This is a genomic window from Cryobacterium sp. TS_SC_7 (assembly GCF_056156285.1).
Window position 1 is genome coordinate 1384766 of sequence record NZ_CM149589.1, and the last position, 23634, is coordinate 1408399.

20 protein-coding genes are annotated in these 23634 nt (G+C 69.0%); 11 read left to right on the plus strand and 9 right to left on the minus strand.

Translation table 11 applies throughout. The features are described 5' to 3' along the window. Positions 1 to 34 precede the first annotated feature (34 nt). The gene (locus AC0J5J_RS06400; protein WP_134425835.1) at positions 35 to 535 is read left to right on the plus strand and encodes a DUF6328 family protein; all 501 of its coding nucleotides are present in this window, start codon (positions 35 to 37) and stop codon (positions 533 to 535) included. Between the two features lie 46 nt (positions 536 to 581). Here the strand turns inward: AC0J5J_RS06400 and AC0J5J_RS06405 are convergent, their stop codons facing one another. Together AC0J5J_RS06405 and AC0J5J_RS06410 are read right to left on the minus strand one after the other, a co-directional pair. Continuing rightward, positions 582 to 1229 carry a thermonuclease family protein gene (locus AC0J5J_RS06405; protein WP_134425836.1) on the minus strand — a complete coding sequence of 216 codons (648 nt, stop codon included), beginning with the start codon at positions 1227 to 1229 and terminating at the stop codon, positions 582 to 584. Positions 1230 to 1252: 23 nt separating this feature from the next. Continuing rightward, positions 1253 to 2113, minus strand: a complete 861-nt coding sequence (locus tag AC0J5J_RS06410; protein ID WP_474900013.1) for a DarT ssDNA thymidine ADP-ribosyltransferase family protein — start codon at positions 2111 to 2113, stop codon at positions 1253 to 1255. Positions 2114 to 2376: 263 nt separating this feature from the next. Between AC0J5J_RS06410 and AC0J5J_RS06415 the strand changes: the two genes are divergently transcribed. Further along, positions 2377 to 4659 carry an FdhF/YdeP family oxidoreductase gene (locus AC0J5J_RS06415; protein WP_474900014.1) on the plus strand — a complete coding sequence of 761 codons (2283 nt, stop codon included), beginning with the start codon at positions 2377 to 2379 and terminating at the stop codon, positions 4657 to 4659. A 38-nt stretch (positions 4660 to 4697) separates the two neighbouring features. Here AC0J5J_RS06415 and AC0J5J_RS06420 read toward each other — a convergent pair whose 3' ends face one another. Further along, a complete protein-coding gene (locus tag AC0J5J_RS06420; protein WP_474900015.1) occupies positions 4698 to 6143 on the minus strand; it encodes a short-chain fatty acid transporter in 1446 nt (481 codons plus the stop codon). Between the two features lie 449 nt (positions 6144 to 6592). On the opposite strand from AC0J5J_RS06420, the gene AC0J5J_RS06425 reads away from it, so the two are divergent. Further along, positions 6593 to 7687 carry an S-(hydroxymethyl)mycothiol dehydrogenase gene (locus tag AC0J5J_RS06425; RefSeq protein ID WP_474900016.1) on the plus strand — a complete coding sequence of 365 codons (1095 nt, stop codon included), beginning with the start codon at positions 6593 to 6595 and terminating at the stop codon, positions 7685 to 7687. Continuing rightward, entirely contained in the window at positions 7687 to 8316 is a 630-nt protein-coding gene (locus AC0J5J_RS06430; RefSeq protein WP_134425841.1) for an MBL fold metallo-hydrolase, read from the plus strand. The genes AC0J5J_RS06425 and AC0J5J_RS06430 overlap by 1 nt, the downstream gene beginning before the upstream one ends. A gap of 38 nt (positions 8317 to 8354) precedes the next feature. Here AC0J5J_RS06430 and AC0J5J_RS06435 read toward each other — a convergent pair whose 3' ends face one another. Beyond that, positions 8355 to 13151 (minus strand): NAD-glutamate dehydrogenase, encoded by a 4797-nt coding sequence (locus AC0J5J_RS06435; protein WP_474900017.1) that lies wholly within the window; start codon positions 13149 to 13151, stop codon positions 8355 to 8357. A 241-nt stretch (positions 13152 to 13392) separates the two neighbouring features. Between AC0J5J_RS06435 and AC0J5J_RS06440 the strand changes: the two genes are divergently transcribed. After that, positions 13393 to 14370, plus strand: coding sequence for an NAD(P)H-quinone oxidoreductase (locus AC0J5J_RS06440; protein WP_474900018.1), 978 nt, complete (start codon positions 13393 to 13395; stop codon positions 14368 to 14370). Between the two features lie 248 nt (positions 14371 to 14618). Then, on the plus strand, positions 14619 to 14819 hold the full coding sequence (locus AC0J5J_RS06445) for a hypothetical protein (protein WP_474900019.1): 201 nt from the start codon (positions 14619 to 14621) through the stop codon (positions 14817 to 14819). 33 nt (positions 14820 to 14852) lie between these two features. On the opposite strand, the gene AC0J5J_RS06450 is transcribed toward AC0J5J_RS06445, so the two are convergent. Next, the gene (locus tag AC0J5J_RS06450) at positions 14853 to 15599 is read right to left on the minus strand and encodes an endonuclease/exonuclease/phosphatase family protein (protein WP_134425845.1); all 747 of its coding nucleotides are present in this window, start codon (positions 15597 to 15599) and stop codon (positions 14853 to 14855) included. A 118-nt stretch (positions 15600 to 15717) separates the two neighbouring features. Here AC0J5J_RS06450 and AC0J5J_RS06455 point away from each other — a divergent pair, with 118 nt between their 5' ends. The 3 genes from AC0J5J_RS06455 (at position 15718) to AC0J5J_RS06465 (ending at position 17759) form a co-directional block, all read left to right on the plus strand. Next, the gene (locus AC0J5J_RS06455; protein ID WP_474900020.1) at positions 15718 to 16290 is read left to right on the plus strand and encodes an MOSC domain-containing protein; all 573 of its coding nucleotides are present in this window, start codon (positions 15718 to 15720) and stop codon (positions 16288 to 16290) included. Between the two features lie 72 nt (positions 16291 to 16362). Then, positions 16363 to 17166: a heliorhodopsin HeR gene (gene heR / locus AC0J5J_RS06460; protein WP_474900021.1), complete on the plus strand. Its 804-nt coding sequence runs from the start codon at positions 16363 to 16365 to the stop codon at positions 17164 to 17166. Positions 17167 to 17303: 137 nt separating this feature from the next. After that, the gene (locus AC0J5J_RS06465) at positions 17304 to 17759 is read left to right on the plus strand and encodes a GyrI-like domain-containing protein (RefSeq protein ID WP_474900022.1); all 456 of its coding nucleotides are present in this window, start codon (positions 17304 to 17306) and stop codon (positions 17757 to 17759) included. 97 nt (positions 17760 to 17856) lie between these two features. Here the strand turns inward: AC0J5J_RS06465 and AC0J5J_RS06470 are convergent, their stop codons facing one another. From AC0J5J_RS06470 to AC0J5J_RS06485, 4 genes are all read right to left on the minus strand, one after another. Then, complete coding sequence (locus tag AC0J5J_RS06470; protein ID WP_134425848.1) at positions 17857 to 18246, minus strand: DUF7715 family protein; 390 nt, start codon at positions 18244 to 18246, stop codon at positions 17857 to 17859. A gap of 172 nt (positions 18247 to 18418) precedes the next feature. Then, positions 18419 to 19303, minus strand: coding sequence for an alpha/beta fold hydrolase (locus AC0J5J_RS06475; protein ID WP_474900023.1), 885 nt, complete (start codon positions 19301 to 19303; stop codon positions 18419 to 18421). Positions 19304 to 19488: 185 nt separating this feature from the next. Next, the gene (locus AC0J5J_RS06480) at positions 19489 to 21111 is read right to left on the minus strand and encodes an FAD-dependent monooxygenase (RefSeq protein ID WP_474900024.1); all 1623 of its coding nucleotides are present in this window, start codon (positions 21109 to 21111) and stop codon (positions 19489 to 19491) included. Continuing rightward, on the minus strand, positions 21108 to 21782 hold the full coding sequence (locus tag AC0J5J_RS06485; protein WP_474900025.1) for a hypothetical protein: 675 nt from the start codon (positions 21780 to 21782) through the stop codon (positions 21108 to 21110). The genes AC0J5J_RS06480 and AC0J5J_RS06485 overlap by 4 nt, the downstream gene beginning before the upstream one ends. A gap of 225 nt (positions 21783 to 22007) precedes the next feature. On the opposite strand from AC0J5J_RS06485, the gene AC0J5J_RS06490 reads away from it, so the two are divergent. Both AC0J5J_RS06490 and AC0J5J_RS06495 read left to right on the plus strand, forming a co-directional pair. Further along, on the plus strand, positions 22008 to 23096 hold the full coding sequence (locus AC0J5J_RS06490) for a diacylglycerol/lipid kinase family protein (protein WP_474900026.1): 1089 nt from the start codon (positions 22008 to 22010) through the stop codon (positions 23094 to 23096). Between the two features lie 117 nt (positions 23097 to 23213). After that, positions 23214 to 23597 (plus strand): cupin domain-containing protein, encoded by a 384-nt coding sequence (locus AC0J5J_RS06495; protein WP_474900027.1) that lies wholly within the window; start codon positions 23214 to 23216, stop codon positions 23595 to 23597. The last annotated feature ends 37 nt before the right edge of the window (positions 23598 to 23634 follow it).

A 23634-nucleotide genomic window follows, 5' to 3' on the forward strand; every position in this document is an offset into this window, starting at 1 on the left:
CATCTATTTGCGCAAAGCGCAATACCATCGGGCCATGAGCGTGCCCGATCCGTCATCGTCCCCGGCCGAGGAGCCGATAGGCGGTCTGCGGCGGGGTGAAACGGATGCTCAGCGCCTCGACCGCAACTGGCTGTCGCTGCTGCAGGAGCTCAGGGTCACCCAGACGGGTACGCAGATCGTCGGTGGTTTCCTGCTCGCCCTGGCCTTCCAGCCGCGCTTCACCGAACTCGACGGCTACCAGCTCACGGTGTACCTCATCCTCGTGGCCACGGCCGCCGTGACCACGGTGCTGGCGCTCGGCCCGGTCAGCCTGCACCGGGTGCTGTTCGGGAAGCACGCGATGAAGCAGATCGTGCGGGTCGCCGATGTGCTGGTGCGGGCCACGCTGGTCGGAGTCGCTGTGATCCTGTCCGGCACCGCTCTGCTGGTCTTCGACGTGGTACTGGGCCGGGCGGCCGGTCAGACGGCCGGGGCCGCAGTGCTGCTGATCATCGTTGTTGTCTGGCTGATCCTGCCGCGGCTGGCGAAGCGCTGATCTGAAGCACTGATCTGAAGCACTGACACGCTGACACGCTGCCGCGTCAGCAGACGCCCCACTGGCCCGCGCCCGCGCTCATCGCGGCCTCCTCGGCCGCCCTCAGCAGTGGGAAGTAGGTGTCGTTCGGCGCGATCGTGAGCGACTCGGCCGCACCACCGGAAACCAGCTCGTAGTTGACGAATCGCCCGTCCTCGGTCCAGAGATAGAACAGGCTGCGCCCGTACTGGTCGGTCGGATCCTGATCGGCGGTGACCCAGGTCTGGCTGCCCTCCGGCAGCAGGGCCCGCAGCGCCTCCGTGGCCTGGTCGCCGAAGCATTCTGCGTTGTCCCCTACCTCCGGTGTGTCGATTCCGAGCAGTCGCACCTTGACGTCATCCGTCGTGGCCACCAGGGCGTTCGGCTGGTCTGCGCGCAGAAAGAGCGTGTCACCGTCGTGCACGTACTCCACCGTCATCGGCACGGCGTCGCCGGGCCGCGCGGGAATCTCGCCGACCGCCGCCGGAGAGACAGGGTCTGCGGCGGTCACCGCCGGCGCGGCGCTCACACCGGAGCTCTCGGTCTCGCTCAGCGAACCCAGCGCGCCCTGGAAAGCGGTCGCCAGAGAGCCGGACTGCTGCGCCCAGGCGAATCCGACTGCTCCCAGAACGAGAACGCCGACCAGCACGACCGAACGACCCTGTTGTCTACCCATTCTCCGAGACTAGGGCAGTACGCCTAGACCGCCGCGGTCTCGTCCACCGCGTGGAACCACGGCGGGTACACGACGACCTTGGGCTTGTAGGCCCCGGCCGCGAGGATGGTGCGCACGGCGTCGCGCACCTTGTCGTTGGCGACTCCGACGAGCGTGACCAGTTCGAACGGGAATGATTCGGTGACGAGCAGTTCCGCCTCCCGGATCTTCTGCGATTCCTGGTCGGCACGCAAAGACCGCAGCATGCGATCGGCGGTCTCCGGCGCGGCGCCGAACCGGGTCAAGGACCCGGCGGCATCCCCATTGGCCACCGCGACGGCCGCCGCGGACGTCTCTGCGCCGTCGTGGGCGTCGCGGAGCTTCTTGACCGTGCTGACCAGGATGACGAAGTCGTAGGTCTGTGAACCGTGGGCCTCTTTCGACAGACGCGGGTCGTTGGACTCGGTGAGCAGGCTGTCCCACAGGCGGGCGTTGGGCGAGAGGTAGAACGGCACGTAACTCGCGACGCTGGGGCTGTCATCGCCCGCCACGAGCGCTGCACGCCGGGCCGCTCGCTGGGGTGCCGACGAGAGGTCGACGGCTGGGCGGGTCGTCCAGGCGTCGCTGGTGTCGGCGAGCAGGCGGCCACTGCTCAGGATGCCGGCCAGGTTACGGATGTGCGTGACGTGGTAGATGCGCTGCTCACCGACGTTGTCGGCGGCGGACTTCGAGCTGGTGACGGGCTTCACCGCGGTGGCCGCCCGCGTCGTGACGGGCTTCACGGCGGCGGTCTTGGCGCCCAGGGTGGGGTTCGGTCCGCCCAGGGTCACGGTGCGTGGTGACGGCGAGCTGCGAAGCGACGGGGCGCGGCCCGCGGACTTGCTCCGAGTGGCTCGGGTGGCCACACCGGGCACGATTTCGGGAGCGGCTTTCGGGTAACAGCTGGCGCAAAGCCCGCCCTCAAGTCCATGGATGCATTCGTCGCTCAAGCTGGAAAAACCTTTCGTGTGCGTGGCCCCCACACTCTTCAAGTCCGATGCTCGAAGACCACATATCAACGGTACGGTCATTTCGCACCCGGTGGTGACCGTTGTCGGGATTCGTGGCACCATTTCAGCCGGGATCATTACGCCTTGCCGGTAACGGTGAGCGATGCTACTACCGACGTATGAGCAGCGTCGACGATTTCAACGAGGACGCCATCGAGGTCTCCCGGCCCAGAACGTGGGCGGCGGGAGTCCCCGGCGTCACCCATGCCATGGGGCCGGCCTTCCGGCAGATGGGCGTGCCGCGCAGCCTGCGTGCCCTGACCGCGATGAACCAGCGCGACGGCTTCGACTGCATGAGCTGCGCGTGGCCGGACCCGGATCACCGCAAGACGTTCGAGTTCTGCGAGAACGGGGCCAAGGCGGCAACCTGGGAGGCCACACCGGTCACGGTGCCTACCGCGTTCTGGGCCGAGAACCCGATCAGCGAGCTGCTGACGAAGTCGGAGTACTGGCTCGGCATGCAGGGCCGCCTCGTGGAACCGGTCTACAAACCGGCCGGCTCCGAGCACTACCGGCCGATCACCTGGGACGCGGCATTCGAGCTGGTGGGCGACACCCTCCGCGGCCTCGACTCCCCCGATCAGGCCGCGTTCTACACGAGCGGCCGCACCTCGAACGAGGCCGCGTTCCTGTACCAGCTCTTCGTACGGGCGTTCGGCACCAACAACCTGCCGGATTGTTCGAACATGTGCCACGAATCGACCAGCTACGCGATGCTCGAGACCGTGGGCATCGGCAAGAGCACCATCACCTACGCCGACTTCGCCCGCGCCGACCTGATCATCATCATGGGGCAGAACCCGGGCAGCAACCACCCACGGATGCTCACGGCACTGGAGGAGGCGAAGGCGGCCGGCGCATCCGTTGTCGCGGTCAACCCGCTGCCGGAGGCCGGACTGCTGCGCTACAAGAACCCGCAGACGGTGCGCGGCGTCATCGGGGCCGGCACCGTGATCGCCGACCAGCACCTGCAGATCCGGCTCGGGGGCGACATGGCGCTCCTGCAGGCCGTGTCCAAACGGGTTCTCAACGCCGAAGCCGCCCGGCCCGGAACCGTCCTCGACCACGAATTCCTGCGGGAGCACTGCGTGGGCCTCGACGAGCTGCGCGCGCATCTGGCCCGGCTCGACGATGCCGCCGTCGCCGCGGCCACGGGCCTGACCGAGTCCGAGATCGACGAGCTGGCCGACCGGTACCTGCGCGCGGAGAAGGTCATCATCACCTGGGCGATGGGCATCACCCAGCACAAGAAGGCCGTGCCCACCATCAAGGAGATCATGAATCTGCTGCTGCTGCGCGGCAACATCGGCAAACCCGGCGCCGGCGCCTCCCCGATCCGCGGGCACAGCAATGTGCAGGGCGACCGCACCATGGGCATCTGGGAACGGATGCCCACGACCTTCCTCGACGCCCTGGAGCGGGAGTTCGGCTTCGACCCACCCCGGGCCGACGGCCTCGACAGCGTCGGCGCCATCCGCGCCATGCGGGACGGGCGAGTGAAGGTCTGGATCGCCCTCGGCGGCAACCTGGTGGCGGCGATCTCCGATTCCGCCGTCGCCGAGGCCGCGATCTCGAAGACGGCGCTGAGCGTGCAGATCTCCACCAAGCTGAACCGGTCCCACGCGGTGGTCGGCGAACAGGCGCTGATCCTGCCCACGCTGGGCCGCACCGAGATCGACCGGCAGGCCACCGGCCCGCAGTTCGTGTCCGTGGAGGACACGGTGTGCGCGGTGCATTCCTCCACCGGCCGGCTCGAACCGGTGTCGGACCGGCTGCTCTCCGAGGTCGCCATCGTGTCGCGCCTCGCCCGGGCCACGCTCGAGACCACCACCTCGATCGACTGGGCCGGTTTCGAGAACGACTACGACGGCATCCGTGAGCACATCGCACATGTCATTCCGGGCTTCGCCGACTTCAATCAGCGGATCCGCCAGCAGGAGGGCTTCTCCCTTCCCCACGGGCCCCGCGACCGGCGCACCTTCCCCACCCCCAGCGGCAAGGCACTGCTGACGGTCAACGAACTGGAGCCCATCGAGCGCCCGCCGGGGCGTCTGCTGCTGCAGACCCTGCGCTCGCACGACCAGTTCAACACCACGATCTACAGCCCGAATGACCGTTACCGCGGCATCAAGAACGGCCGCCAGGTCATCTTCGTGAACCCGGAGGACATCGTCGAGTTGGGTCTGATCAGCGGAATGCTCGTCGACGTACACAGTGAGTTCAGCGACAACGTCGACCGGGTGCTGCGCCGGTTCCGGCTCGTCGCGTACCCGAGCGCCCGCGGTTGCGCCGCGGCCTACTTTCCCGAGGCCAATGTGCTGGTGCCCCTGGACTCCACGGCGGAGGGCAGCAACACTCCCGTCTCGAAGGCGGTGCTGGTGCGCCTGGAACCGTCGCGCTGACCCGGGCGCACCCGGCCCGGGACGGCCGGGGCGGGCTGCTACGGGGTCGGCGGGATGACCGGTTCCACGAAGCTGAAGGTCATGCCGAGCAGCCACACCAGCAGCAGCACCACCGGCAGGTGGAAGAGGAACTGCAGCGAGGTGAAGCCGACGAGGTCGCGCGCCCGCAGCTTCAGAACGGCCAGCAGCGGCAGCATGAAGAACGGGTTGATCAGGTTCGGCAGGGCCTCGGCCACGTTGTAGATCTGCACCGTCCAGCCCAGGTTCATCTGGACATCCGTCGCCGCCTGCATCACATAGGGTGCTTCGACCAGCCACTTGCCACCGCCCGAGGGCACGAAGATGCCCAGGATCGCCGTGTAGACGGCGATGATCACGGCGAAGCCGCCGCCACCGCCCAGGCTGGTGAAGAACTCGGCGAGGTGCTCGGAGACCGTGAGGCCGTCGCTGCCGACGGCACGGGTGAGCACGGCGGCCATCGCGGCGTAGAGCGGGAACTGCACCAGGATGCCGGCGGTGGCCGGCACCGCTTTGGTCACGGCCTGCAGAAAGTTGCGCGGTGTCTTGTGCAGCACGAGGCCGAGCACGAGGAACACCAGCAGGTAGCCGTTGAGGCTGCTGATCACGGTCAGGAATGGTTTCGTCAGGAACTGCGCGACGAGCCAGCCGAGGGTCATCAGCCCGAGGATCGCCGGGAGGATCCAGTGGAATTCGAGCCACTCGCCCGGGCGGGTGCGGGCCTGGGTGGGTTCGGGCTGGTCGTCGAGGCTCACCTCGAGTTCGGCAGCGGTGCGGATGGCGACGCCGCGGGGTGCTGACAGGTGAGCGACGGTCACGGTGAGAGCCATCATCACCGCGAGCAGCACAAGCGACTGCCAGGTGAAGATCGTGGTGCCGAAGTCGAGCACGCCGGTGACCTTCAGCAGCTCCGGCGGGAGCGAGGTGGCCGTGGCCTGCAACTGCGCCGCGGACGACGACAGCCCCAGCGCCCAGACCGCGCCGAGCCCCATGAAGGCGGCGGCCCCGAGGGCCCGGTAGTCCACGCGCAGGTCGACCCGACGGGCGATCGCCCGAGCCAGGAGCCCGGCGAAGACCAGGCTGAGCCCCCAGTTCAAGAATGACACCGACATCGACAGCAGGGCCACGAAGCTCACGGCTGTCGCCGCGGTCTGCGGCACCGCCGCCAGCTTGTTGATGAGGCGGGCGACCGGGGCCGAGGTGGCCACGACATACCCGGTCAGCACGACCATGGCCATCTGCAGGGTGAAGGCGGTCAGGTCCCAGAAACCGTCTCCGAATGCCGTGACGACCGCGACCGGCGAGGAGCCGTTGGCCAGCGCGGCGATCGCGACGATGATGACGCCGCCGAGCGCGAAGACGTAGGCGTCGGGGAACCATTTCTCGGTCCACCGCGCCATGGACTGCGCCACACGGGCCAGCCCCTTCTCGGAGACGATCTCGGTGCGGGGCATGGCCGTGGTCATGGGTCGGTCCTCTTCATTGAGTGAGTCAGTTTCATTGAGTGAGTCAGTGCCTGAACGCAGACCAGGTCCGCAACCCGGCCAAGGCTAGGTGCCCTGAGTGGGGGTGTCAAAACGCCTGTCCGGATCGGCCGCTGGCAGGCCACGCTCAGGGTTGTCAATTTTCCTAGACATCCGTGGCGGGGTCTGCCTACACTTAAACCTGCGAATGCCCTTTCCTGGGCTGGGGAACTCGTCTTCAGAATCGACACCGATCTCCAGATGAACGACGACGACCATATGCTTCCGACTCCCACCTGTGCCTCCTGCTACGCCGCGATGGCGCCGGTCGGCGGAGGCTGGTGGTGCGATCACTGCGAGGAATTCGCGTAGCCACTGGGGCAGCCTGCCGGAGAGGTTGGGTAGTGTGGACGGGTTCCACCAGCACCCCACGCAGCTACCAGAGGAGTTCCATGTCGGTCACCGTCTCAGGCGTCATCGCTCGATCGAAGGGTGCACCGGTGGAGGTCGTCGACATCGTCATCCCCGACCCGGCTGCCGGCGAGGTCATCGTCGATATCGAGACCTGCGGCGTCTGCCACACCGACGTGCACTACCGTGATGGCGGCATCAACGACGAGTTCCCGTTCCTGCTCGGCCATGAGGCCGCCGGTCGGGTGAGCGTGATCGGCGCGGGCGTCACGCACGTCGCCGTGGGCGACTTCGTGGTGCTGAACTGGCGTGCGGTCTGCGGCGACTGCCGTGCCTGCAAGCGCGCCGAGCCCTGGTACTGCTTCAACACCTTCAACGCCACCCAGAAGATGACCCTCACCGACGGCACCGAGCTCACCCCGGCCCTCGGCATCGGCGCGTTCGCCGAGAAGACCCTCGTGCACGAGAAGCAGTGCACCAGGGTCGACCCGGCGGCCGACCCCGCGGTCGTCGGACTGCTCGGCTGCGGCATCATGGCCGGCATCGGCGCCGCCATGAACACGGGCAACGTCACCCGCGGCGACTCGGTCGCCGTGATCGGATGCGGCGGCGTGGGCAACGCGGCGATCGTCGGGGCCCGGCTCGCCGGGGCATCCGTCATCATCGCCATCGACCGCGACGAGAAGAAGCTCGCCACCGCGGTAGCGCTCGGCGCCACGCACAGCATCGACTCCGCCGGCCTCGACGAGGATGGCGTGGTCACGGCCGTGCAGGACCTCACCGGCGGCTTCGGCGCGGATGTCGTGATCGACGCCGTCGGGCGTCCCGAGACCTGGCGGCAGGCGTTCTACGCCCGCGACCTGGCCGGCACGGTCGTGCTGGTGGGCGTGCCTACCCCCGACATGATGCTCGAGGTCCCCCTGCTCGACGTGTTCGGGCGCGGCGGCGCGCTGAAGTCGTCCTGGTACGGCGACTGCCTGCCCGAACGCGACTTCCCGATGCTGACCGACCTCTACCTGCAGGGCCGCCTGCCGCTGGACGAATTCGTCAGCGAGCGCATCGGCATCGGACACATCGAGGAGGCCTTCGCGAAGATGGCCCGCGGCGACGTGCTGCGCTCCGTGGTCGTGCTCTGATGGCCGCCCGCATCGAGCACCTGGTCACCTCCGGCAGCTTCAGCCTCGACGGCGGCACCTGGGACGTCGACAACAACGTCTGGATCGTCGGCGACGACGACGAGTGCGTCGTGATCGACGCCGCCCACGATGTCGACGCCATCCTCACGGCCGTCGGCGACCGCAAGCTGGTGGGCATCCTCTGCACGCACGCGCACGACGACCACATCGGCGCCGTCGCCGGCGTGCAGAAGGCGCACACCGCGCCCACGTATCTGCACCCCGACGACATGATGCTGTGGGACCGGGTCTACCCGGATGCGCCGCCGAGCCGTCCGCTCGAGAACGGTCAGCACATCCAGGTGGCCGGCATCGATCTCGAGGTGCTGCACACCCCCGGCCACTCCCCCGGCGCCGTTTGCTTCTATTCCTCAGCGCTGGGCACCGTGTTCAGCGGCGACACCCTGTTCCACGGCGGACCCGGCGCCACCGGCCGCTCGTTCAGCGACTTCCCCACGATCATCGCGTCGATCACGGGCACGCTGCTGACGCTGCCGGCGAGCACGGTCGTACTCACCGGCCACGGCGAGTCGACGACCATCGGCGCCGAAGCCGTGCACCTCGACGAGTGGATCGCCCGCGGCCACTAGGACGTGTCCGGCCGCGACGGATGCCCGCCGCCGGCCGGTCAGCGGCGCACGATCGAGCGCAGCAGCCGCACGACCACGGACAGGGACGCCATGTCGTCCTGGCCGAGGGCGTTGACCTCCTCGAACACGCTGCGGGCCCGGCCGAGCTGTTCCGCGTTGAGCGTCTCCCAGGCCACGACGCGTTCGTCGGCGGTGCCGGCATCCGTCTCGGTGAGCACCGCGCGCGTCATGTCGGCGACGACCGCATAGAGGTCGTCGCGGAGGGCGGCGCGGGCCAGGGCCTGCCAGCGGTCCTTGCGGGGCAGCACGGTGATGCGCTCCAGCAGGTTGTCCACCTTGAACCGGTCGTAGACCGTGTAGTAGAGGCCGGCGACGTCGGTCATGGGCTCGTCGACCTGCGCAGCGATCTGCGCCACGTCGAGCAGGGCGAACGCTTCGAAGAGCTCGGCCCAGCGGCGGCCGAGGTTCTCCGGCACTCCCCACTCCTGGGCCGTCTCCAGGAGGGACAGCACGCGTTTCAGGTCGCCGCCCTTGAGGTAGTCGTCGAGGTGCGCGCGCATCAGGTCCATCTGCGGTTTGTACTGGGCGACCACCTCGCCGACGGGGCGCGACGCCCCCTGGTTGACCTGCCAGCGCACGGCCCGGTCGAGCAGGCGACGGATGTCCAGGTGGATCGCCGTCCAGTGCTTCGTCGGGAACGACGACGGCAGGGCGTTGACCTCGCCGACGAGCACGTCGATCTCGAAGATCTCCCGCAGGGCGACGAACGCCTTGGCGACCGTGGCCTGGTTCGCCGAGGTCTCCTCCATGGCCCGGAACGCGAAGGTCACCCCGCCGAGGTTGATCATGTCGTTGGCCACGACGGTGGCGATGATCTCGCGGCGCAGCGGATGCGTGTCGAGCTCGGCGTCGAAACGCTCGGACAGCTGTTTCGGGAAGTAGCGGCGCAGCGTGCGGCCGAACCACGGGTCGTCGGGCAGGTCGCTGTCCCGCAGCGACGTGGCCAGCTCGATCTTGGCGTACGCCGCGAGCACCGAGAGCTCCGGCGAGGTCAGACCCTGCCCCGTCTCGAGGCGCTCCCGCAACGTCGCGGTGGTGGGCAGCGCCTCCAGCTCGCGTTTGAGGTCACCGGAGGTCTCCTGCCAGTCCATCAGCCGCTCGTAGCTGGGGCTCCAGGTGGTCACCTTGGCCCGGTCATTGAGCAGCAGGATGTTCTGGTCGACGTTGTCCTCCAGCACCAGCCGGGCCACCTCGTCGGACATGGAGGCGAGGAACTCCGACCGCTCCGACTCGGCCAACTTGCCGGCGGCGACCATCCGGTCGACGAAGATCTTGATGTTGACCTCGTGGTCGGAGCAGTCCACCCCAGCGGAGTTGTCGATTGCGTCGGTGTTGAGGATGACACCCGTGAGGGCCGCCTCGATGCGCCCGTGCTGGGTCATCCCGAGGTTGCCGCCCTCACCGACGACCTTGACGCGCAGGTCCTTGCCGTCGACCCGGATGGCGTCGTTCGCCTTGTCGCCGACCTCGGCGGCCGTCTCGGTGCTGGCCTTCACATAGGTGCCGATGCCGCCGTTGTAGAGCAGGTCGGCGGGGGCGGTCAGGATCGCGCGGAGCAGTTCCGGCGGACTCAGCCGCACAGTGCCCTCCGGCAGCCCGAGGGCGGCGCGCACCTCGGCGGAGATCGGCACGACCTTGGACTGGCGCGGGAAGACCCCGCCGCCGGCGCTGATCAGGCCGGGGTTGTAGTCCGCCCAGGAGGAACGCGGCAGCGCGAACAGGCGCCGGCGTTCCTGGAAGGAGGTCGCGGCATCCGGATTCGGGTCCAGGAAAATGTGCCGGTGGTCGAAGGCTGCCAGCAGACGGATGTGCTGCGACAGCAGCATTCCGTTGCCGAAGACGTCGCCGGACATGTCGCCCACCCCGACGACCGTGAAGTCCTCCGCCTGCGTGTCGACGCCCAGCTCGCTGAAGTGGCGTTTGACCGACTCCCACGCGCCGCGGGCGGTGATGCCCATGGCCTTGTGGTCGTAGCCGATCGAACCGCCGGACGCGAACGCGTCCCCCAGCCAGAAACCGTATTCGGCGGCGAGCCCGTTGGCCACGTCCGAGAAGGTGGCCGTGCCCTTGTCGGCGGCGACGACGAGGTAGGAATCGTCGTCGTCGTGTCGCACCACCCGGGCCGGCGGCACGAGCATCTCCCCCTCCGGCGTGGTCACCAGGTTGTCGGTGAGGTCGAGCAGCCCCCGGATGAACGTCTTGTAGCTCGCGATGCCCTCAGCCATCCAGGCCGCGCGGTCGAGAGCCGGATCGGGCAGCTGCTTGGCGAAGAAGCCGCCCTTGGCGCCGGTCGGCACGATCACGGCGTTCTTGACCGTCTGCGCCTTGACCAGGCCGAGCACCTCGGTGCGGAAATCCTCCCGCCGGTCCGACCAGCGCAGCCCGCCGCGGGCCACCTTGCCGAAGCGGAGATGCACGCCCTCCACCTGCGGGGAGTACACCCAGATCTCGTATTTCGGCCGCGGGAACGGCAGCAGGTCGATCAAGGTCGGGTCGAGCTTGATGCTCAGGTAGGGCTTGTCCTGGAAGAAGTTCGTGCGCAGCGACGACTCGATCAGGTTGATCAGGGTGCGCAGCACCCGGTCGGCGTCGAGCGTGGTGACCTGCTCCATGGCCGCTGTGAGTTCCTCGGTGACCTGCAGGCTGCGACGGATGCGTTCCGTCTCCGCCAGGTCGGGATCGAACCGGGCCTCGAAGAGCTCCACCAGCCCCCGGGTGACGGCCGGATTGGCGAGCAGGGTGTCGGCGATGAAGCCGTAGGAGTTGGTGTTGCCGGCCTGGCGCAGGTACTTGGCGTAGCTGCGCAGGATGACGACCCGGTGCCAGGGCATGCCTTCCCGCAGCACGAGGCGGTCCAGGCCGTCCGATTGGATGGCCCCGCTGACGGCGGCGCCGAAGGAGTCGGCCAGGAGCGCGCCGGTCGTGATCGGGTCCACGCCCTCGGGGTAGTTGAGGCCCAGGTCGTAGAGGTAGAAGGCGCGGCCGTCCGCGGTCTCGATTTCGAAGGGCACCTCATCGAGCACCTCGATGCCGAGGTTCTGCAGGAACGGCAGGATCTGGCTGAGGCTCTTGGGCTCCATCATGTAGAGCTTGATGCGGGCATCCTCTTCCGGGATCTCCCCGGCACCGGTGGGCAGATAGACGTAGAGGCCCGGGCGGGCCGTGCCCACGCCGGCGCGGAGGGCGTCCTGCGCGGCGGCGTCGGCCGCCTCGAACCGGCCGATGTCCTGCAGGGCGTTCTCGATCTCGTAGTCCACCCGGTAGCTGGCGGGGAAGGCCTCGGCCCACAGGTCGGACAGGCGCTCCGCCTCATCCACCGGGCGGCTCTCGCGCAGCTGCTCGCTGAGACCCTCCGACCAGGAACGCACCGCCATCACCAGGCGGCGTTCCAGCGCGGCGGCGTCGACGGAGACGGCCGGGGCGTCCTTCGGCAAACGGATGCGGAAGAACAGCCGGGCGAGGGCGGATTCCGTCATGCGGGCTTCGAAGTCGACGGACTCCGCGGTGAAGGTGACCCGCAGCTCCTCCTCGATCCGCAGCCGCACGGCGGTCGTGTACCGGTCACGCGGCAGGTAGACCATGGCGGTCATGAAACGGCCGTAGACATCCGGTCGCAGGAAAAGCCGGGTGCGGCGCCGTTCCTGCAGGCGCTGGATGGCGAGCGCGGTGGTCAGCAGGGTGGGCACGTCGATCTGGAACAGCTCGTCGCGCGGGTAGGTTTCCATGATCCCCATCAGGTCCTTGCCGCTGTGCGACCCGGCCGGGAACCCGGCCTGGGTCATCACGGCGTCGACCTTGTCGCGCAGGATCGGAACGTCGCTCACGGAGCTGGTGTAGGCGGTGGCGGCGAACAGGCCGATGAAACGGCGTTCTCCGACGACTCTGCCCTCGGTGTCGAAACTCTTGATGCCGATGTAGTCGAAGTAGGCCGGACGGTGAACGCTGGAGCGGGAGTTCGCCTTGGTGATCACCAGGGCGGCGCGTTCGCGCGCCTTCTGGCGGCCGGCATCCGTGAGGTGCTGGATCTGGTGGCCGTCATCCTCGGACCGCAACAGCCCCAGGCCGCTGCCCTCGCGGATGACCAGCACGTCTTCGCCGTCGACGGTCTCCAGGTCGTACTCGCGGTAACCGAGGAAGGTGAAGTTGTCGCCGCCCAGCCAGCCCAGCAGCTCCTGAGCCTGCCGGATGTCCTCGATGCCCTCGGCGTGGGCCACCTCGTCGAGCGCAGCGGCGATCTCCTGGGCCTTCCGGGTCATCGCCGGCCAATCCTCCACGGCGGCCCGCACATCGCCGAGCACTTTCAGCAGGCCGGCCCGGAGGCGCACCTGGGCCTCGTCGGTGGCGCGGTCGATCTCGATCGCGATCCACGACTCGCGCTGGCTGGCGTCATCTTTCGCGGCGGTCGCCGACACGCGGGCGGCGCTCTGCAGCTCGTGGCTGTCACGGTCCCGGGCAACGACCAGCAGCGGGTGCACGACCAGGTGGATGGCGGCGTGCTGCCGCACGATCTCGGCGGTGACCGAGTCGACCAGGAACGGCATGTCGTCCATGACGACGTAGATGACGCTGCGATCGGATTCGTTCCGGATCTCGACGCGGGCGGCGCCCGGCATCCGGTCCCGGGCGACCTGCCAGTGCTGCAGGGCCCGCGTGCGCAGCAACTCCACGTCGTAGTTCTGGCGGTCTTCGCCCGCGAGGTGCTCGTAGTAGTCGAGGAGGAAAGCGTCGAGCGTGTCTTGCGGGGGCAGACCCGCACGGGTGGACTCAGACGTCATTGAAAAATAGCCTCCATCAGATATCCGGCTTCCGCGTCGTTGCGGTCACCGTCGAGCCGTGGGTTCTCCGACGCGAACGTGGGCCCCTCATCCATCGTAGTTTTGTTCCGCTGATCCGCCACTCGCCCGTCGGCGGGTCCCCGAATCGGGCGCGCGAGAGTCACCTTTCCGGTCGAGAGTGCCCGTTCTACCGGTCACTCTCGACCGGAACGGGAACCCTCGGCGCTCGTAGGATGGGCGGATGCGCGCGATTCTGATCGACTCCCCCGGCGGCCCCGAACGACTCACCCTCACGACGGTGGCCGACCGTGTGGTCGGGGCCCGGGACATCCGGATTCAGGTGGCCGCGGCGGGCGTGAACCGGGCGGATGTCGCGCAGCGGCAGGGCAGCTACCCCTCGCCGGCCGGCGCGCCCGAATGGCCCGGGCTGGAGGTGTCCGGGGTGGTGATCGAGGCCGGCGACGCCGTCACCCGGTTCGCGCGGGGCGACCGGGTGTGCGCCCTGCTCGCGGGCGGCGGTTACGCCACCGAGGCCGTTGTGCACGAGGATCTGGCGTTGCCGGTTCCGGATTCCGTCGACCTAATCGAGGCCGCCGGGCTGCCCGAGGCGCTGGCCACGGTCTGGTCGAATGTGTTCCTCTCCGCCGGGCTGGCCGCGGGCGAGACCCTGCTCGTGCACGGCGGGGCCAGCGGCATCGGCACCACCGCCGTGCAGCTGGGCGTGCTGGCCGGCGCCCGGGTGGCGGTGACGGCCGGGTCGGCGGAGAAGCTCGCGGTGTGCCGCAGCCTGGGCGCGGAGATCCTGATCAACTATCGCGAGCAGGATTTCCCGGCCGAGATCGCCGCCGCCACCGACGGGCACGGCGCGGACGTGATCCTCGACATCATCGGCGGCTCCTACGCGGCCCGCAATGTGGCGGCACTCGCCGTCGACGGCCGCATCATGGTGATCGCCAACCAGAGCGGCGAGCACGCCGACTTCAACCCGTTCCACCTGATGCTGAAGCGCGGTCGCTACTGGGGCACCACCCTCCGGGCCCGTCCGTTCGAGCAGAAGGCGGCGATCATGCAGGCCCTCCGCACGGATGTCTGGCCCTGGCTCGAATCCGGCCGCTTCCGCCCGGTGATCGACAGCACTTTCCCGTTCGAGGCGGCCGCGGACGCCCACCGCCGGCTGGAGGCATCCGTTCACGTGGGCAAGATCCTCCTGACCCCCTGACCCTGCCTCCGTCCGGCCCCCGGCCGGCCCCGGCCCCCTGCCCCCTGCCGACCCGGCCCCCGGGCATAACTCCTGCAATTCGGCTGCGAACGGCCCATTTTCGCCCGTTTCGGGGCTCTCCCGAAGAATCTGCAGGAGTTATGCACGCACGGCTCAGCCACTGCCGCCGGGCCGGGCCCGCACGCCCTGCTACCGTGAAGACTCACGCCCTCCCGGCCGTTGATTCCCACCGGATAGGAACCACCCGCATGAAGAACTGGTCCTTCAACACCTGCGCGATCGCCGGGTTCAGTTTCAGCACCTTCGCGGTGGCGCTGGTCATCTTCAATGCGGTCACGGCCAACCAGTTCCTCACGCCGCTGTTGACTCTGGCGGGGCTGTCCCTGCTGATCGGCGGCGCGCTCTCGGTACGCGCCCACTTCCTTTGGTCCCGCGGCGGCAGCCGCTAGCTGCCGACGCTCCGGGCACCGTTCCGGGTGCCGCTAGATGACGAAGTTGCCGCCGGGGGCGCGCTCGACCTCGGCCAGGCTGGCCGGGATGTTCGTGGCGTTCACCGGCTCGTCGCTGTAGGTGGACGTGACCAGGATGGGCAGGTGGTCGGAGGTGCCCAGCGGCAGCGTTTCGACGCTGTCGATGGTCAGACCGATGGAGGTGGCCAGGTCGAAGTGGCCGCGGAAGAACTTGTACCGCGTGTAGGTGCGGGTGTCGCTCAAGGTGAGGTCGTAGCCGGACTGGGTGACGTGGTCGCCGAGGCGCCCCTTGAAGATGGGGTAGTTGTAGTCGCCCACCATCAGGGTCGGCAGGCCCGGGCCGAGCAGGTTCAGTTCCTCGTGCGCGGTACGGATCTGGTTGCGCCGCAGGGAATTGAGCGCGGTCAGCGGCGCGGCATGGAACGACGCGACGACGAGCTCACGGTGGGCCACGATGTCGGTCAGCCGGGTGCCGATCAGGCGCTCGTGCGCGGGAGTCAGAACCCGGTCGTGCAGCGACTTCTTCAACGCGAAGGTCTGGGTCTTCTCGTTGGTGAACCGGTCTTTGCGGTAGTAGATCGCCAGGCCCAGGCGATTGCGCACGGTGGAGTCGGCCAGGTGCAGACGACCGATCTCCTCGGGAAGTTCCAGGGTGTCGCACTCCTGCAGACACAGGACGTCCGGATCGTAGTGATCGGACAGGGCGATGAGCTCTCCACTGGCACGATTTTTGCGGAGGTTGTAGCTGATGACTTTCACGACTGACCTTTTTCGACTCGACTCGACTCGATGAACACCCACCCAGCCTACGTTTGCGACGGCGAAATGCTATATCGGCAGGGTGAATTCTCGGTGACGCCCGTGCGAGACTCGGGGCATGAAGCAGGATGCGATGGGCCCGGTTACGGTGACAGCCACGGTGGAGTCGGTCAGCCGCGATGACCGGCACCGCTTCAGCAAGGCCACGGTGCCGGGCATCCGTTTGATCGCCGGATTCGGGGTGGAGGGCGACGCTCACGCCGGAACCACCACGCAGCACCGCTACCTGGTGCGGACGGATCCGACCCGGCCGAACCTCACCCAGGTGCACTTCCTGGCCGCCGAATTGTTCGACGAGCTGCAGGGCGCCGGCTTCGAGGTCTCCCCCGGTGAACTGGGCGAGAACGTCACGACCCGCGGGCTGGATCTGTTCAGCCTTCCGCGGGGCGCCCGGCTTCGGCTCGGTGCCGACGCCGTCGTGGAGATCACCGGAATGCGCAACCCGTGCTCCAAGATCAACGGCCTGCAGAAGGGCTTGATGAAACGCCTGATCACCACGGATGCCTCGGGCCAGGTGATCCGCAAGGCCGGCATCATGGGCGTCGTCATCGTCGGCGGAACGGTTTCGCCCGGCGACGGGATACGGGTGGACGTGCCGTCCGGGGAACAGGTTCCGCTCGGCGTGGTCTGAGCGCGGCGACGCCTACGGGGAGCCGGGGCCGGGATCCTGCTATTCTCGGCCTCACCCGCCCGTTAAGGAGCCATGATGGCACGCAAGACGTACACCACAGATCAGAAGATCTCCCGCCTCAGGATCTACAACATCGTGGCCGGCTCCCTGCACCTCGTGCAGGCTCTCGGCTTCGCCTACGTGCTCACCCTCCTCAGCACGCAGGTCACCTTCGCGGTCACCGCCGACTACCTGTCCGGTCCGCCCGGCGTGCCGCTGCCGCCCGAGCGCGTCACGCTCTTCGACGTCAACGTGGGTATCGGAGTCGTCTCCTTTCTGGCCCTGTCGGCCTTCTTCCACTTCCTGATCTCGTCGCCGAAGTTCTTCCCCCGCTACGCGGCCGGCCTCAAAGCCAACCGGAACTACTTCCGCTGGGTCGAATACTCCCTGAGCTCCTCGATCATGATCTGGCTGATCGCCCAGATCACGGGAATCACGGATATCGCGGCCCTGTTCTCGATCTTCGCCGCCAACGCCGCCATGATCATGTTCGGGGCGCTGCAGGAAAAGTACGAGACACCCGGCAACGGCAAGTTCCTGCCCTTCATCTTCGGGTCGATGGTGGGCGTGGTGCCGTGGGTCGTCATCCTGATCTACTTCATCGGCCCCGGCTCGACCAGCGAGGCCGAACCACCGGCCTTCGTCTACGGCATCATCATCTCCCTGTTCCTGTTCTTCAACACGTTCGCGGTGAACCAGGTTCTGCAGTACCGCCAGATCGGTGGTTGGCGCGACTACCTCCGCGGCGAGCGCGCTTACATCACGCTGAGCCTGGTCGCCAAAACCGCGCTGGCGTGGCAGGTCTTCTCCGGAGCGATCATCCCGGCCCTCACCTAGGGCAGGCGCCCGCGTCGGGTTCTCACGGCGGGCGGGCGCCCTACCGCGGGCCGGACGCGGGGACTACATTGGGGGCCGTCGGCCTCGGCCGAGGTCGGCATCCGTTGTCAGTCCCAGCCACCGGCGAGGAGCCCACGATGAAAGCCGAACGAATCCAACTCGAACCGCGCACCCTGGTGGGCGTGCACGAAACGCCCCGAATGGATAACCTCACCGAGTTCATGGGGCGGGCCTTTGAGACCGCCGCCACCGAGATCGGCAAGCAGGGAGCCCACCCGGCCGGCCCTCCGATCTCGATGTATCACGGCGTACCGACCGATACCGTGGACGTCACGGCCGGGTTCCCCGTGGCCGAGCCGGTCACGCCGACTCCCGGAGTGGTGGTCGAGACGCTGCCGGGCGGCCCGGCGATAGAAGCCATCCACACCGGGTCGTACGACACCCTGACCGAGACCTACGCCGAACTCACCGTCTGGCTCACGGAGCAGAAGCTGACCCTTTCACCCGATATGTGGGAGGAGTACGTGGTTGGCCCCGACAGCGAACCGGACCCGGCCAAATGGCGGACCCGGATCGTATTCCCGCTGAGCTGAGCGGGGGGCGAGCAGTGCGAGGCGGCGAGGCGGGTCTCGGCAAGCTCGACCACCGGTGCAGGCTCGACCACCGGTGCAGGCTCGACCAGCGGCGGCATCAACGACGGCGGGGGGTGATCACGTCGAGCCGGCGGCTGACGACGGTGCCGTCGGCCCAGGCGGCGGCCAGTCGGATCAACGCGTCGACGGCCGTCGGCACGGATGTGCGGGTGCGGCAGGAGCACCACCCCGCCGCCTCGAAGCTGGCCCGCAGCGCCACCTCGTAGTCGTCCCGGGTGAACCCCGGGATCTCCCGCACGACGGCTGTCGTGGTGGTGCCGTCAGAACTGAAACCCGAGAACAAGCGCCCGCACGGGCACCGGCCGTTCGGATTGGCCGCGCTGGTCGGGCACGGGTCGAGCATCCACACGAGTTCCCCCGGGATGCAGCTCGTGAAGTCCCGCGGGTGCGCGCCCTGGGTTGCCTCGGTGGCCACTAGAGCCTTCATCGTCTTCTCCATATTCTCGGCACGAGTGTCTGTGAGTAGATACGAATCACGCTAGGTGCAGCCACCGACACTGGGCCGCTCGGCACAGCCTTGACGCGGTGAGACGACGAGATTGAGGGGCCGACGGATGCCGCCACCCCTCAAACCTGTCGTCTCACCGGCAATGCCGGCCCTACAGAGACGAGGAGCGCTTGCCCGCGCGCCCGGCAGCACCCCGGCCCGCTGCGCCCGGACCGTCGAGGAACTCGAGCACGTCCGGCATGAGGCGGGGATCCGTGCTCGCCGCCAGGTGGCCCTTGCCGGGGTACAGGATCAGCCGGCCGTTCGGGATGAGCGCCGCCGTGTCCCGGAACAGGTCGGGCGGATAGAAGCCGTCCCGGTCGCCGCCGATCACCAGAGTGGGCGCTTCGATCTCTCCCAGCCGTCCGCGCAGGTTGAAGGCGTCATCCGCGCGGATGGTGGTGATCAGGTCCGGACTGGACCGGCCGAACATCATCGGGCCCAGCAACCACCCCATTCCCGCCGCCAGCCGGCTCGGCGAATTGTCGCCGCTGATGCGGAACATCTCCCGGCTGGCCTGCCGCGGTCGCCCGGCGAGCACCTCCTCCGCGACGCGTCGCATGACCTTCCGAGCATTGGGCCCCATCGCGTAGGCCGCCGAGACGAGGATCAGCCGTTGCACCACATCGGGGTGGTCGGCGGCGAGCTGCAGGGCCATGCTCCCTCCGGTCGAGGTGCCCATCACGTCGACGGGCCCCGGGAACTCCAGGCGCAGAGCGTCGGCGTAGTCCCGCGCGATGTCGGCCATCCCGGCGTTCGGGTCGAGGCCTGCATGCGGGGTCAACCGGAGCACCCGGTGCCGGGTCGCCAGCGGCATCAGCATCTGGGCGGCGAACATGCGCTCCAAGCCGACCGCCGGCTCGTAGTTCTGCAGGAGGCCGGGGATCGCCACCAGCGGCGTGCCCGTGCCGAACCTCAGATAGGGCATCCCGCCGAGCAGGGTGCCGGTTCGCCGCACCTGGGAGCGCGCATCGGTGGCTTTCTTCGTTTCTGTCATGGGGGGCATCGAATCGACCCTTTCGTGTCGGTGACTGTTCGGAGGCGCACAGCCGGCTCCGCGGGAACCGTTGGTGACAGTACCCGCGCCCCGAGACGCCCGAAACCGCCGCCCCGGATCGCCCGGCACGGCACCAGCGTCGGTGGTCAGCCCAGCCGCTCAGCCCGGACGCTCAGCCAAGCCGCTCAGCCCAGCGGGTCGCTCGGGCCGAGGCCGATCAGGCGCAGCCAGCCGAGCAGTTGCAGGGGGTCGACGGATGCCGCGCGGAACCCGACATGGCCGTCGGGTCGCACGATGAGCACGCCCGTTCCGGGACGGTCGGTCAGGCGGTGCACGTGGACGCGGGCATCCGTCAGCGCCGGGGCGAGAGGCGGGATCGCCGGGTCGGCCGCCGCCGCCTGCAGCAGGATGTGCACTCCCGGCCGCGCGAGCAGGTTGTGCAGCCGCACCCGCACTCCCGCGCAGGTGACCTCGGTGTCGGCCAGCCGGTCGCCCGGGTGCGGGCCGGTCGGGGCCGGCAGTCCGCCGTTGACCGAGAGCGGGCTGTGCCGGTAGCGCAGCCCAAACTGGGACAGGGTGTGCGCGCCGGCCGCCATCAGGCGCCGCCGCCGTGTCAGCCACGGCAGCACGGGGGCGCCGATCGGCACGAGCACCGCGCGAAGGAACTGGGCCAACGGATGCCGGCTGGCCTCGGCCCAGAAGATGACGTGCGTCGCGCGCAGCACCCGCTGGTCGACGGGGCGCCGTTCGGCCTCGTAGGAGTTCAGCAGCAGTTGCGGCGGGCGCGCAGCATTCTGCGCGAAGGCCAGCTTCCAGCCGAGGTTGAGGGCGTCCTGGATACCGAGGTTCATGCCCTGGCCGCCCGCCGGGGAGTGCGCATGGGCGGCATCGCCGGCGAGGAAGAACGGCCCGCGACGAAAATGCGTGGCCAGCCGGTGCTGCAGTCGCACCGGGGCCGACCAGACGACCGTCCTGATGCGGGCCGGCAGCCGGGCGGCGTCGAGCAGCGCCTGCAGTTCGGCCCGCGGCACGTGAGCACCGGGCTGCCCGAACGCGGCCGGCGCCCGGCCCGCGGGACGGGAGGCCAGCATCCGCCAGACCGCGCGCTCACCACGCGCGAACAGGAACAGCACCCCGCTTCGCGCGGCGGCGACATGCGCAACGGTCGGCTCGAGCGAGTCGCCGACGCCGGCCTGCGGGCCCAGGTGCGGGCCCAGGTCCGGGCCCGGCTCCGGGCCCAGCTCGAGGTCGGCGAACACGACCTCCTCGGCGTAGTCGCCGCCGCGCCACGCCCCCACCCGGCCGCGCACCATGCTGGCGGCGCCGTCGCAGCCCACCAGGTAGCGGTACGGGATCTCCTCCTGCACCCCCTCCCGGCGGATGACCGCGCGCCGGGGCTGCAGCCGGAACCCCCGCAGCTCGGTTCCCCGCTCGATGCTCACACCGCGTGCCTCGAGCGCCTGGGCGAGCACGGCCTCCACATCGGCCTGGCGGATCACGAGCAGGTGCGGGAAGGCCGTGCCGGGCAGGTCGAGCGCTTCGACGTGCACGGTCACGACCCGCGAACGCAGGTGCAGTTGCGCGGAGGCGGTGGTGTCGCCGCGGGCGAGGAGGGCATCCGTCACGCCCAGGGGACGCAGCAGCTCGAGCGTGCGCGGATGCATCAACAGCGCTTTCGACGGCCGGAACAGCTCGGCCCGGCGCTCGATGACGCGCACCCGGGCCCCGTGGTCGTGCGCCTGCAGGGCCAGGGCCAGCCCGGTGGGGCCGGCCCCCACCACGAGGATCTCGGCGGCCGACCCGCTCACCGCCGCGAGCCCCGACCTGCGCCGCGCCGTGCGCTCTGCGCGGCGCCCTGCGCGGCGTCCTGCCCCGCTCTCCGCACCGCCGGAACGGGCTGCGCGGGCAGCCACCAGGCCTCGGCGGCCGTGCGCGGGGCGGGCGCGCCGGCATCCGTCGCCAGCACGGGGTTGGCCAGAAAGTCGTCCCGACGGATGCCCGGCAGCACCCGGTAGCGGATCGAACCGGGCTCGCAGACCAGCGCCAGCACCCGCCAGAGCGTGCGCGCGTAGTTCTCCGCGCGCACCGGGCCGTCCCACTCGTAGATGCCGCGGTAGACCCCGTTCTGGTCGTTGCCGAGCCACAGCTTCGACACGTAGCCGGGGAAACCGACGAACAGCGGCGTGTTCAGGATGCTCTCGGCCCGGAACAGATCATGGCCGCGTCCCCGCACGTACAGCAGCCGGAACGACACCAGCAGCACGGCCGGCCGGCGCGTGGGCCCGCGGCCGACGACGGTCTCCCGGTACACCACCGCCTCGCTGCCGTCGGTGAAGGGCAGCCGGCGGCCCACGTTCGGCCGGGGCAGGTGCACGCGGCCGCGGGCGAGGAGCGCCGTTGTCGCCGCCACGGAGCGGGTCAGGTTCTTCACGGTCGGCCACGGGTCGGCCGGGGGTTTCGGCAGGCGTTCCGGGTTCATGACAGTCTCCAGCCTTGGGGCGAAATGAAACGGCGTGTGCAACGGCGGGTGCAATAGCGTGTGCGATGGCGTGGGGGACGCGATTGCTGCCAGCATAAGGAGGCGGTCCGCGCCTGGGAAGACCCTCCCCCGGCAGCGCCGTGTGACGAATGGGCGCCGGTATGCGTCTAATCAGTGAGACCGATCAGTGAGACCGATCTGCCCGCTTCCACCCGAACGGATCCCATGACCAGCACCGACCTGCACGACGACGCCCTTCCCGAGCACGCTCTGAGCGACGATGCGCACGCCGCCGAACCGGGCGATGCAACGGGCGACGCACAGGCCGACGAGGCGGGCGACGCACAGGCCGACCACGGGCTCGCCGCTGTCGTGTACAACCCGGTGAAGGTGAACCTCGACGATCTCAAGACCGCCGTGGCGGCCGAGCAGGCCGAGGCCGGCTGGCCGGAGACGCTGTGGTTCGAGACGTCGGCGGAGGATCCCGGTCAGGGTCCGGCTCGCCGCGCGATCGAGGCCGGAGCAACCGTGATCATCGTGGCGGGCGGCGACGGCACCGTGCGCGCCGTGGCGGAGGCGGTGCACGGCACGGACTGCGCTCTCGCGCTGCTGCCGTCGGGCACCGGCAACCTGCTCGCCCGCAACCTGCAACTGCCCCTCGACGATGCCGCGCTCTCCATCCGCACCGCCTTCACCGGTCGGGACCGGGCCATCGACGTGTGCCTGATCGACATCGAACGCGCGGACCGGTCGGTCGACCGGCACACCTTCCTGGTGATGGCCGGGCTCGGTCTCGACGCCAAGATGCTCGCGAACACCGACGACGCCCTGAAGGCGAAGGCCGGCTGGCTGGCCTACGTGAAGGCCCTGATCGCGGTCGGCAAGGATGACAGCGAGCTGCGTTTCCGGTATCGCCTCAACAACCAGCCCGAACGGTCGCTGCGCGCACACACCATCATGGTCGGCAATTGCGGATCATTGCCGGCCAGCATCGAGCTCATTCCCGACGCGGCGCTCGACGACGGCGTCTTCGACGTGGTCGTGCTGAAGCCGGAGGGGTTCGGCGGCTGGGTGCAGATCCTGACGAAGGTGATCTGGGAGAACGGTGTGCTCAGCCGCACGAAGCTCGGGCGCAAACTGCGCTCCGGCGAGGTCGACGCGCTCAACTACGCCACCGGAACGAAGCTCATCCTGCGCCTCAGCGGCCCGGAAGAGATCGAACTCGACGGTGACGGGTTCGGCACCGCCGTCGCGCTCAAGACCTGGGTGGATGCCGCCAGCCTCACCGTGCGGATGCCGCGCGACGCCGCGTAGGCCGCAGCGCGGCATCCGTCGGATGCGCGCGCGCAACCCCTCGACCGGCCGTGCCCGCAGGTGCACCATGGCTGGGCGACCTCGCCCCGGGGGCGCCCGAACGGACGGAGACAGCCCATGCCTAAAATCGCCAGGGATGACCAGACGAACGTCGCGCACTACGCCCGGATGCCCGGTTACGAGGGCCGCCAGATCGAGGCCGACGGATACATCGTGGCCTTCGAGAAGTATGAGACCGGAGTGGACTTCACGCCGCTGTATCGCGGTCTGCCCGACGACCTGTGCCCGGGCCACCACTGGGGTTACGTGATCAGCGGTCGCCTCACGATGCACCGTCCGGAGGGTGACGAGGTCTACTCGGCGGGAGACGCGTTCGTGATCACCCCGGGCCACACCCCCGAGGTGGGCGACAACACCGAGTTCGTGGAATTCACCCCGACGGATGTCGTCGCGCGCATCACGGAAGTCGTGCGTCGCAACGTGCAGTCCGACGTGACCTGAGGTCGATTTACGCCCCCTCAGCGAAGTCCGCCGGCAG